12 protein-coding genes are annotated in these 9,706 nt (G+C 77.7%); 5 read left to right on the top strand and 7 right to left on the bottom strand.

Features of this window, described 5'->3' with window-relative positions:
• Nucleotides 1–65: 65 nt before the first annotated feature.
• Nucleotides 66–872 (top strand): universal stress protein, encoded by an 807-nt coding sequence (locus ABEA53_RS05425; RefSeq protein ID WP_345480002.1) that lies wholly within the window; start codon nucleotides 66–68, stop codon nucleotides 870–872.
• Nucleotides 873–912: 40 nt separating this feature from the next.
• On the opposite strand, the gene ABEA53_RS05420 is transcribed toward ABEA53_RS05425, so the two are convergent.
• Entirely contained in the window at nucleotides 913–1,665 is a 753-nt protein-coding gene (locus ABEA53_RS05420) for an SDR family NAD(P)-dependent oxidoreductase (RefSeq protein WP_345480001.1), read from the bottom strand.
• A 102-nt stretch (nucleotides 1,666–1,767) separates the two neighbouring features.
• On the opposite strand from ABEA53_RS05420, the gene ABEA53_RS05415 reads away from it, so the two are divergent.
• On the top strand, nucleotides 1,768–2,238 hold the full coding sequence (locus tag ABEA53_RS05415; protein ID WP_345480000.1) for a hypothetical protein: 471 nt from the start codon (nucleotides 1,768–1,770) through the stop codon (nucleotides 2,236–2,238).
• A gap of 17 nt (nucleotides 2,239–2,255) precedes the next feature.
• On the opposite strand, the gene ABEA53_RS05410 is transcribed toward ABEA53_RS05415, so the two are convergent.
• From ABEA53_RS05410 to pdxH, 4 genes are all read right to left on the bottom strand, one after another.
• Nucleotides 2,256–2,645: an ester cyclase gene (locus ABEA53_RS05410; RefSeq protein ID WP_345479998.1), complete on the bottom strand. Its 390-nt coding sequence runs from the start codon at nucleotides 2,643–2,645 to the stop codon at nucleotides 2,256–2,258.
• Nucleotides 2,646–2,681: 36 nt separating this feature from the next.
• Nucleotides 2,682–2,816, bottom strand: coding sequence for a hypothetical protein (locus ABEA53_RS05405; protein WP_345479997.1), 135 nt, complete (start codon nucleotides 2,814–2,816; stop codon nucleotides 2,682–2,684).
• 62 nt (nucleotides 2,817–2,878) lie between these two features.
• On the bottom strand, nucleotides 2,879–3,583 hold the full coding sequence (locus tag ABEA53_RS05400; RefSeq protein WP_345479996.1) for a hypothetical protein: 705 nt from the start codon (nucleotides 3,581–3,583) through the stop codon (nucleotides 2,879–2,881).
• Entirely contained in the window at nucleotides 3,580–4,203 is a 624-nt protein-coding gene (gene pdxH, locus ABEA53_RS05395) for a pyridoxamine 5'-phosphate oxidase (RefSeq protein WP_345480579.1), read from the bottom strand. The genes ABEA53_RS05400 and pdxH overlap by 4 nt, the downstream gene beginning before the upstream one ends.
• An 80-nt stretch (nucleotides 4,204–4,283) precedes the next feature.
• Here pdxH and ABEA53_RS05390 point away from each other — a divergent pair, with 80 nt between their 5' ends.
• Nucleotides 4,284–4,748, top strand: a complete 465-nt coding sequence (locus ABEA53_RS05390) for a hypothetical protein (RefSeq protein ID WP_345479995.1) — start codon at nucleotides 4,284–4,286, stop codon at nucleotides 4,746–4,748.
• Nucleotides 4,749–4,895: 147 nt separating this feature from the next.
• Here ABEA53_RS05390 and ABEA53_RS05385 read toward each other — a convergent pair whose 3' ends face one another.
• Nucleotides 4,896–5,741: an alpha/beta fold hydrolase gene (locus ABEA53_RS05385; protein ID WP_345479993.1), complete on the bottom strand. Its 846-nt coding sequence runs from the start codon at nucleotides 5,739–5,741 to the stop codon at nucleotides 4,896–4,898.
• On the opposite strand from ABEA53_RS05385, the gene ABEA53_RS05380 reads away from it, so the two are divergent.
• Nucleotides 5,740–6,531, top strand: a complete 792-nt coding sequence (locus ABEA53_RS05380) for a glutamine amidotransferase-related protein (RefSeq protein WP_345479992.1) — start codon at nucleotides 5,740–5,742, stop codon at nucleotides 6,529–6,531. The genes ABEA53_RS05385 and ABEA53_RS05380 overlap by 2 nt on opposite strands.
• Before the next feature lie 11 nt (nucleotides 6,532–6,542).
• Here the strand turns inward: ABEA53_RS05380 and ABEA53_RS05375 are convergent, their stop codons facing one another.
• Nucleotides 6,543–7,484, bottom strand: coding sequence for a hypothetical protein (locus ABEA53_RS05375; RefSeq protein ID WP_345479991.1), 942 nt, complete (start codon nucleotides 7,482–7,484; stop codon nucleotides 6,543–6,545).
• Nucleotides 7,485–8,428: 944 nt separating this feature from the next.
• Here ABEA53_RS05375 and ABEA53_RS05370 point away from each other — a divergent pair.
• Nucleotides 8,429–9,682: a GAF domain-containing protein gene (locus tag ABEA53_RS05370; RefSeq protein WP_345479990.1), complete on the top strand. Its 1,254-nt coding sequence runs from the start codon at nucleotides 8,429–8,431 to the stop codon at nucleotides 9,680–9,682.
• Nucleotides 9,683–9,706: the final 24 nt, after the last annotated feature.

The following is a 9,706-nucleotide window of genomic DNA, read 5'->3' as shown; positions in this document are numbered from 1 at the left end:
CGCGGCGGCGCAGCCTCCCTCCGCTGAGCGGACCGGGTCCTCCCGGTCGGAGCGGAGGAGACGCGATGACGGATCGTCTGGTGGTCGGCTGGGACGGGACCGCGGCGGCGCGGTCCGCGCTCGAGTGGGCGGTGCGGCACGAACCCGCCTGCGCCGAGCTCGAGCTGGTGGTCGCGGACGCACGGGGGAACCGCCCGTCGGCCGCGCCGTCCGCCGAGGTGGCCGCCGAGCGGCTCCGCGCCGCCCGGCCGCACCTGCGGGTCTCGGTCGCGGTGGAGCGGGGCAGCGCCGCGACGGTCCTCTCGGCCCGCTCGGGCGACGGGGTGCTGGTGGTGCTCGGCGGCGCCGACCCGGGTCGGGGCCGGCACCGCAGCTCCGTCGCCTACCGGGTGGCGGCGACCGCGTCGGGGCCGGTCGCGATGGTCCCGGAGGGGTTCGACCACGGCCGCGACGTCGTGCTCGGCGTCGGCGACGACCCGTGCGCGCCGTCGGTCGCGCTCGCAGCGGCGGGGCAGGCCGCCCAGCGCGGGCAGCGCCTCGTGGCGGTGCACGCGTGGCGGGAGTTCCTCGACCTCGACGTGCTCGTCGACCTCGACCCGCACCACGACGGCCGGGTCGCGCGCGAGCGGGACGCCGTGCTCGCCCACGCCCTCACCCCGGTCGCCGAGCGCTTCCCCGCCGTGCCGCTCGTCCGCCGGGTCGTGCACGGCCGCCCGGTCGACGCGGTGCTCGGGGCCGCCAGCACGGCGTCGCTGCTCGTGCTCGGCCGCGACGAGCAGGGCGTCGCCCGGCGGGGCCGCCCGGTCGCGCACGTCGCGATGCTCGCCAGCCGCGTGCCGGTGCTCGTGGTCCCGCGCCGCGCCGTCGCCTAGGGCATGCTGCTCGAGCGCCGCGCCGCCGCGGGAGCGGGGATCAGGTCTCCTGCTCGGTCGGGCGGATCAGCATCTCGTTGACGGCCTGGCGGCGGTCGCGGGTGACCATGTAGACGACGGCCTCGGCGATGTCGGTCGCCTGCAGCGGCTCCATCGTCTCGAAGCGCTTCGCCTGCGCTGCCCGCAGCTCGGGGCGCAGATGGTCGCGCAGCTCGCTCACCGTCGCGCCGGGCTCGACGAGGCCGACGCGCACGTGCCGCTGCGTCACCTCCTGGCGCAGCGCCTCGCTGAAGGCGCCGACGCCGAACTTCGTCAGGTTGTAGACGCCCGAGCCGGCGCGGGCGATGCGGCCCGCCGTGCTGCTGATCGTCACGACGTCGGAGACGCGGCGATCGGCGGTCTCGGCGGCCGCGAGCAGGTGGGGGAGCGCGGCGTGGGTGACGGCGAGCACGCCGTCGACGTTGACGGCGACCATCCGCTCCCACTCCTCGTAGGGCGCGTCGACCGCGCTGCCGAGCAGCATCACGCCGGCGTTGTTGATCACGATGTCCAGCCGACCGGCGACCTCGACGACGCGGGCGACGGCGGCCTTCGCCTGCTCGGCGTCGGTCACGTCGGCCTCGATCACGATCGCCTCGCCGCCGAGCCGTCCGGCCAGCGCCTCCAGGCGGTCCCTGCGCCGGGCCACGAGCGCCACGCGGGCGCCCTCCGCGGCCAGCGCGACCGCGGTCGCCTCGCCGATGCCGCTGCTCGCACCGGTGACGAGCGCCACCGTGCCGTCGAGTCGTGCCATATCGCGTCCATCCCTCTCGTCGGGCCACGACACGCTATGCCCCCCGTTCGCGACCCAACTGTGACGTGACCCCCGATGGGGGGATGCGACATGATGGCCGGCATGCCCCGCTCCCTCTCCGCATCCGAGTGCCTCGACGACTTCTTCGCCGATCGGCGCCGGGGCGCGACAGGGCACCGGCTGGCCGGCGTCGACCGCGCCGAGCGGGTCCTGCGGACCACGGTGGAGCGCACCGCGGAGCTCGTGCTGACCGACGACGAGCAGCTCCTCGTGCACGCGGAGCGCCAGTTCGGGGCGGAGGGGGCCGTCGCCCGGGTCATGCCGGCGGCGGGCCTGCTGCTCGTGCTCGAGGCCTACCTCGCGCACCTCGAGGTGCGGCCGTCGCGCACCGCGGCCCGGCGCATCGAGCTCGACACCTGCGCCGCCCTCACCCGGCACCTCGCCCGCGAGCTGCGCCACCTCGACGTGCTGCCGGCGACGCACCGCATCGAGCTCGCGCTCGAGGGCTGCGGCGCCGTCAGCCAGCGCTCGGCCGGCCCCCGCCGCCTGCTGAAGGCGCTCGGCCTGGCCTGAGCGCCGATGCGGGCGCGTCAGTCCCGCAGCTGCGCGAGCAGCGCCTCGTCACCGGTGCCCGCGTACTCGACCGCGCGGCCGCCGACGACGCGGAACATGCCGAACTCGGCCGCGCCGACGTGCCGCCCGGTCGCCCGCACGTCGTGGAACGTGCCGCGATGGGTGCCCCGGGTGCGCAGGTGCACGGCGACGCGGTCGCCCTCGATCACCACGGCGATGCGTTTCCAACGGTAGTCCGGGAACGCCTCGAGCAGCAGCTCGACGTCGCGGAGCCACGCGTCGACGCCGCCGGGCGCACCCGCCCGCCGCACGTCCGGGGCGAGCAGGGAGCGCAGCGCGTCGAGGTCGTGGCGGTTGCACGCCTCCAGGTAGTCCTCGAACCAGTACCGGAGCTCGTCGGGCGACATCCGCCCCAGTCTCGCCCGTCGCGGCCGAGCGGCCCGTCAGCGCCGGACGGCGGCGCCGCACAGCGGGCAGCGGGGGCCGACGATCGTCGGGTAGAGCGGCATGCCGTCGTTCGCGCAGACCCGGGCTGCGGTCTCCGGCGTGAACCGCCTGGCCTCGACGTCGATGGGCATGGCTCCAGCGTCACCGGTCCCGCTCGGCGCGGACTTCCGAACGCCCCCGGGGGCGCTGGACGTCAGCCATCAGGAAGCTGTGGACCGCTGTCCACCGAGTCGACGGCGGCGGCGCCCCACTGCGTGCCCTCGGGCACCTGCAGCACCAGCCGCTGGGGCCGGCGGCCGGCCGGGTAGTCCACTCGCGCGACGGTCGGGACGCCCGCGCGCAGCGCTCCTTCGGCGCCTGCCACGGGGGCGAGGTGGATGGTCCGGTCGTCGTGGATGACGAAGCGCGCCGCGGTCCACCGGGCGGTGCCGTCGGTGCCGAGCACGAGCAGCACGGTGAGGTGCCCGGCCCGGTCCGTGCGCGCGGCGGGGAGGGCGATGGTGGTGGCGCCCGCACCGTGCACCTCGACCAGCGCCTGCGGGCCGCCCCACCAGAGCGCGAGCCCGGCGTCGCCGCCGACGGCGACCTTGCGCACGAACGCGGCCCGCGCGGCGGCGTCGACGGGTGCGGTCGGCAGGGGCGCGGGGCCCGCGACCGCCTGCGCCGACGCGGTCGGCGCGGGTCGCTCCGCGGTGGCCGGTCCGGAGCGCCCGACCGCCAGGGCCGCGACGACGACCGCAGCGGCGACGAGGCGGCCGGGGACGGGGCGCCGACCCGGGGGAGCGGCGACGGGCGCGACGGGTGCCGCAGGCGCGGCGGCGAGGTACGCCGCGACGTCGTCCGCCGCGGCGCCGGGGCGGTACAGCCGCCGGCGCAGCGCCTCGCCTTCGTCGGTCACGGCTGCAGGCGGGTGATACCCCAGCCGGCGCCGTCGGGGGTGTACGCGAACCGGTCGTGGACGCGGGAGGGGCGACCCTGCCAGAACTCGATCCGGCGCGGCGTGACGAGCCAGGCGCCCCAGAACGGCGGGCGCGGCACCTCGAGTCCGTCGAAGCGCCGCTCGGCGGCCGCGACCCGCTCGTCGAGCGCGGCGCGGTCCGCGACGGGGGCGGACTGACGGCTCGCCCAGGCCCCGATGCGGCTGCCGCGCGGGCGGGAGGCGAAGTACGCGTCGCTCGTCGCCGAGGGAGCCGGCACGGCGTCCCCGTCGATCAGCACCTGCCGCTGCAGCCCGTACCAGGGGAAGGCGAGGGAGACGCGCCCGTCCGCGGCGAGGGCGGCGCCCTTGCGCGAGCCCGCGTTCGTGACGAACTCGAAGCGGCCGTCGACGAGGTCCTTCAGCAGGACGGTGCGGGAGGTCGGGCCGCTCGCGTCGACCGTCGACAGCACCATCGCGTTGGGCTCGGGCAGCCCGGCGTCCTCCGCCTCCGTCAGCCACCGTCGGAACTGGGCCACCGGGTCCGCGTCGAGCTCGCCGTCGGCGAGGGCGCCGCGGTCGTAGTCGTCGTGCCGGTCCATCGAGCGCACGCGGTCATTCTCCCCGTGCCGTCCGTGCCCCGTTCAGGGGACTCCCGGGCGCGTCCGGCAGATTCGCAGCCGTGCGCGCCCTCCCCACCGCGGACCCGTTCCTGGTCGACTTCTTCGCCGACCGCCGCCGCGGCGCCTCCGGTGTCCGCCGGGACCGCATCGACCGCACGGAGGCGGACCTGCGCCTCGCGATCGAGCTCGCGGAGGAGGAGGTGCTGGGCGACGACGAGCGCGTGCTCGTCGCCGCCGAGCGGCAGTTCGAGCCGTTGGCGGCCGTCGCGCGCGTGCTGCCGGTCCCCGCGCTGCCCGCCGTGCTGCACCGCTTCCTGACCGACCCCGTCTATCGGGCCGGCACGGCCGACGAGGCGCGCGACCGGCTCGACACCTGCGCCGCGCTCGTGCGGCGGCTCGCGGAGGAGCCGGAGCTGCTGCCGTCGACGCGGCAGCTGCGACGCCTCGACGAGCGCATCCGGATGGAGATCGCGACCCTGCAGCCCGTCCGCGGGCGGCTGCGCGGCAGGCGCGTCCGCGGCTGACGGCGTGTCGCCGGGCTGCAGCGCCCGGCCGGAGTAGGCATGGCCCACGACCCGGGCGCTGCGCGGCCAGCACGTCGGGCCGCCCGAAGCGACGAGGTCGCAGCGGGTCGGCCGGCTCTGGACGCCGCCCGGGTCGTCCACCGCGGCTCACACCGCGAGGGCTCGTCGGCGCAGCGCCTCCAGCACCGGGCGCACGCCGTGCAGCGCGTCGAGGTGCCCGGCTCCGCGGACGGGCCGCAGGTCCGGTCCCGGGACGTGCGTGCAGCCACCGGCTGTGGGACGCCGGCACCATCCGGTCCGCGTCGCCGTGCACGAGGAGCCGCCCGGGTGCGACCGCCGCGAGGTCGACGCTCCAGGGCCGGGCGGCGGCGAGCAGGTCGTCCGCCTCCGCCTCCAGCCCCTGCGAGACCGCGACTGCCACGTTCGCGCCCAGCCACCCCCACGGCCCCTCGAGCGCGGCCCGATCGCCGGCGTGAAGGCGTCCTCGTCGAACTCGCCGTGCTCGAGCACGTCGGTCAGGGCCGACCGTCCGCGGGCGGCCGCCCGCTGCTCCCGGACGACGCCGACGGCCATCCCGGCGCACCGGTCGAGCCCCTCCGCGTGCGCCGGCGCGGGGGAGGCCACGGCGACGGCGGCGCTCATGCGTTCCGGGACGAGCGCTGAGCAGGCGAGCACGCGCGGGCCCCCGCCCGAGTGCCCGAGCACCGCGAACCGCTCGGCGCCCACCGCGTCGGCGACCGCCAGCACGTCGGGCACGACGTCGGAGATCGTGGCGCCGCTGTCCCGCGTGGTGCCGCCGCAGCCCGGCCGGTCCGCGCCGCTGAACCGGAGGCCGAGCCCGCTCGCCGCCGCGAGCAGCGGCGCAGGCGGCTCGCCCGTGCTCGGGGTGCCGCCGTGCCAGAGGACGACGACCTCGTCGGACCGCCCGGTCGGCCCCGTGTCGCAGGCGGCGAGGACGCCGCCCGCGGAGCGGGGGAGCACGAGCTGCTGCATGGACGACCTCCTGCGAGCGACCATGGGGCCGCCCTCCGGGTGCGCCGACTACTGTGCAGCGGTGCCGAAGCCGTTCCTGCTGCTGCAGGTGCGCCCCGAGGCGGACGCCCGCGCCGGCGAGCTCGCGTCGATGCGCCGCGCGAGCGGGCTCGGCGAGCGGCTGACCGCCCGCAGCCCCGACCTCGAGGTGCTGCCCGCCGATCTCGCCGACGGCGCCGCCGCGGTGCTCGTCGGCGGCAGCCCGTACTCCGTGTCGGACCCTGCGTCGTCGAAGGGGGAGCCGCAGCGGCTCGCCGAGCGCCAGCTCGCCGCCCTCGCCGAGCGGGCGCTCGACCGCGACCTGCCCGTGTTCTTCACCTGCTACGGCATCGGCGTGCTCACGCTCGTGCTGGGCGGTGCGGTCGACCGCTCCCACCCCGAGCCCGTGTCCGCGACGGAGAGCCGGCTGACGGCGGCGGGGCGCGACGATCCGGCGGCCTCGGCGCTGCCGGAGCGGTTCACGGCGCTGACCGGCCACAAGGAGTCCGCGCCGGTACCGCCTCCCGGCGCCGTGCTGCTCGCGACGAACGACGTGAGCCCGGTGCAGCTGTACCGGGTGGGATCGGTGCTCGCGAGCCAGTTCCACCCCGAGCCGACGACCGCCGAGTTCGTCGAGCGCGCCACGATCTACCAGCGGCACGGCTACTTCCCGCAGGCCGAGCTCACCGCCGTCGCCGATCGGCTGCGCGCGGCGACGGTGACCGAGCCGCAACGGCTGCTGCGCCGGTTCGTGGAGCTCGCGGACCGCTGAGGGCCGGCTGCTCAGCCCTCGGCGGGGCCGGTCGGCAGGAGGGTCTCGATCGGATCCGTCGGCTCGGCGGTCGCCGTGTCGGTCGGGGTCGGGGTCGGGGTCGGCGTCGGGTCCTCGGTGGCCGACGGGGCCGGTGTCGCCGCCGGCGGGGTCTCCACCGGCGCGCTGCTCGGCGGCGCGGTCTGCTGCGGCGGCGCGGAGGACGCGGGCGCCGAGGACGCCGGAGCGGACGGGGCGGGCGCCGCGCCGCCGCCGGCGGGCGTGGACGAGCTCGGTGCGGACGGCGTCGGTGCGCTCGGCGCGGTCGTGTCCCGCGGCGGGGTCGAGGTGCTGCGCGACGGCGTGGGCGAGGTCGCGGAGGCGGCGAGCGGTGACGGGACGAGCGTGACGGGCCGCACGAACGCGGGCGCCGGGGCGGCGGGCGCGGACGTCGCCGCGCGGTGCCGGGCGCGGCCGCTCGGCACCGGCGCCGGCGTGCGGCGCGGCTGATCGGCGGCGGTCGAGGCGGACCCGGTGGCGGTCGAGGACGCGGGGCGGGCGCCCACGCCGTCCTCCGCCGCGGCGACCACGGCCTCGGCACCCGCTTCCCGGCCCGTCGGCAGGTGGGTGAGCACGCCGACCAGCAGCCCGGCGAGCCCGACGCCGCCGGCGGCGAGCAGGGCGGTGCGCCCGCGCCGGCGGGCCGGGCGGCCGTCGCTGCGGATCGCCACCGGGCCCGTCCGCAGCGAGGGTGCGGCGGCGGGCAGCGGGTCCGGGGCGTCGATCGGGGCGTCGAGCGTCACGGGCGCGCGCATCGGGGCCGGCAGCGCGATCTCCCGGGTCGCCCTCGCGGCCGGCGGCGCGACCGGGACGGGCGGCGCGACCGGGACGGGCGCGGTCGTGCGCGCGGCGGGCGCCGTCACCCGCTGAGCGCCGGTGGCCGGCAGGTCGACGGGCCCGGTGGCGAGCAGCACGTCGCGCAGCGCGCCGAGGCGGGCGGCGTCCGCCGCGGCCGCGGAGCTNCGGCAGGTCGACGGGCCCGGTGGCGAGCAGCCCGTCGCGCAGCGCGCCGAGGCGGGCGGCGACCGCCGCGGCCGCGGGGCGCGCGGCCGGGTCGTCCTCGAGCATCTCGGACAGCAGGGCCCGGAGCGGCACCGGCAGCGCCGCGAGGGCGGGGCCGGCGGGCGCGGCCGCCGTCAGCAGGCGCAGCAGCAGACCGCCGAGCGCGTGCACGTCGGCCGCGGCGCCGCGGTCGCGGGGGAGCACGACGCCGCTCGCCGCGGCGAGGTCGGCGGCGCGGTCGCCGAGCAGCGCGGCGACGCCGGTGTCGAGCAGCAGGGTCGCGGGCACCGGCCGCTCCGCGTGCCGCCCGGCCGCGGGGACGACGGACTGCGGGCCCACCAGGCCGTGGACCAGTCCGGCGGCGTGCACGGCGGCGAGCGAGCGGGCGACGGCCTCGACGATCGCCGCCGCGCGTCGGGGCGAGCAGCCCGCGGCCGGATCGAGCACGGGCCCCGGGGCGGCGGACGTCACGTACCAGCGCGTGCCGTCGTCGAGCAGCCCGGCGTCGAGCAGGGGCACCAGGGCACCTGCGTCGAGGCGGCCCGCGCGGCCGACCGCCGCCGCGTCGGGCGGCATCCGGTCCGTGAACCGCGCGTCGACGACGACCAGCACGGCGTGCGCGCCCGTGCTCGGCTGCACGGCCTCGCGGGCGAAGCCGGCGGGGCGGCGGCCGACCACCGGACCGACGGTCCAGCCCCCGAACCGCACCTCGGTCGCCGGAATCACCACCGTGGGATTCAACCTGCTCGTGCGGCGACGTGCCAGCCCCCGTCCCTCCCTCTGGGGCGTGTCGAGGGGAACTTCCGTCCAGGAGAATCGGAGCGCACCACCGATCCCCGGGAAGAGGCACCACCCCATGTTGGAGAGCAGGACGGCTCGCGCCGCGGCGAAGCTGTGGTACACGCGCATGCTCTACGTGCAGCAGTCCGTGCCGGTTCCTCGCGACTCGCCCGTGATCACCTCCGGCGCCGACGACCCGGACCGCGTGCTGCTGATCGGCAACGGCCCGACGCACGGCTGGGGCACGGTCACCCACGAGCTCGCCCTCACCGGCCAGCTCGCCCGCGCCCTGACGCGGCGCACCCGGATCCCCACGGACATCCGCTACATCGGCGACGAGATGATGCCGCTCGCCGCCGTCCAGTCCTGGATCGGCGACTCCGCGCTCGCGCCCTACGACCTCGTGCTCGTCGTGCTCAGCATGAACGACGCCGTGCGCCTCACCCCGGCCGACGACTACCGCGCCGACATGACCCGCCTGCTCGACCGCCTGTCCGCGGAGACGAAGCCCTCCGCGCGCATCGTCGTCGCCGGCATCCAGGACGTCGAGTCGCTGCCGGAGTACCGCGGCGTCGCCGCGCGCCTCGGCCAGCGCCGCGCGGACCTGCTGAACGCCATCACCCGCGAGCTCGTCGGGCGCTACGACGGCTTCGCCTTCTTCGAGCACCGCGCCCCGCAGGCGGAGCCCGGCCGGCCCTACGGCTCCCCGGCGCTGTACCAGCAGTGGTCGGAGGCGTTCGCGGACGTGTGCGCGCCGCTGCTCGTCGAGGCCCGCGCGCTCGACCCCTACCGCTTCCAGCACGAGCTCGCCGAGCACGACTGGCAGTGGAAGCCGGGCGAGCAGGTCATGGCGGCGGGGGAGCACGGCTCGCTCGACGCGCTGGTCGCGGAGGCGAAGACGCACTTCGGCGTCGACGCCGCCTGGGTCAGCCTCATGGACGGCGACCGCCAGTTCTACGTCGCGAACACCGCGCCCGCGGGACGCGGCATGCCGGCCGAGCTGACCACCTGCCAGTACACGGTGCAGGGCGACGACCCGCTGATCATCGAGAACACGCTGCGCGACGAGCGCACGAAGGACAGCCCCGTCCTCGACCTGTCGCAGCTGCGCTTCTACGCCGGCATGCCGATCAAGAACGAGGCCGGGGAGAACATCGGCACGTTCTGCGTGCAGTCGGTGCTGCCGCGCTCCAGGGCGAGCGTGTCCGAGGAGGACCTTCGCGACTGGGCGTCCCGCGCCCAGGGCGAGGTGCTGAAGCTCGCCGCCGACGGCGACAGGCAGCCGGCGCCCGAGGACGCGCAGCGGCCGGACGCGGACGCCTCCGTCTGATCCGTCCATCCCGCTCTGCCAGGC

The organism is Amnibacterium soli (genome assembly GCF_039544415.1).
Lineage (GTDB): Bacteria > Actinomycetota > Actinomycetes > Actinomycetales > Microbacteriaceae > Amnibacterium > Amnibacterium soli.
The sequence above is the reverse complement of the archived record's forward strand: the minus strand, read 5'-3'. Positions and strand labels throughout refer to the sequence as shown.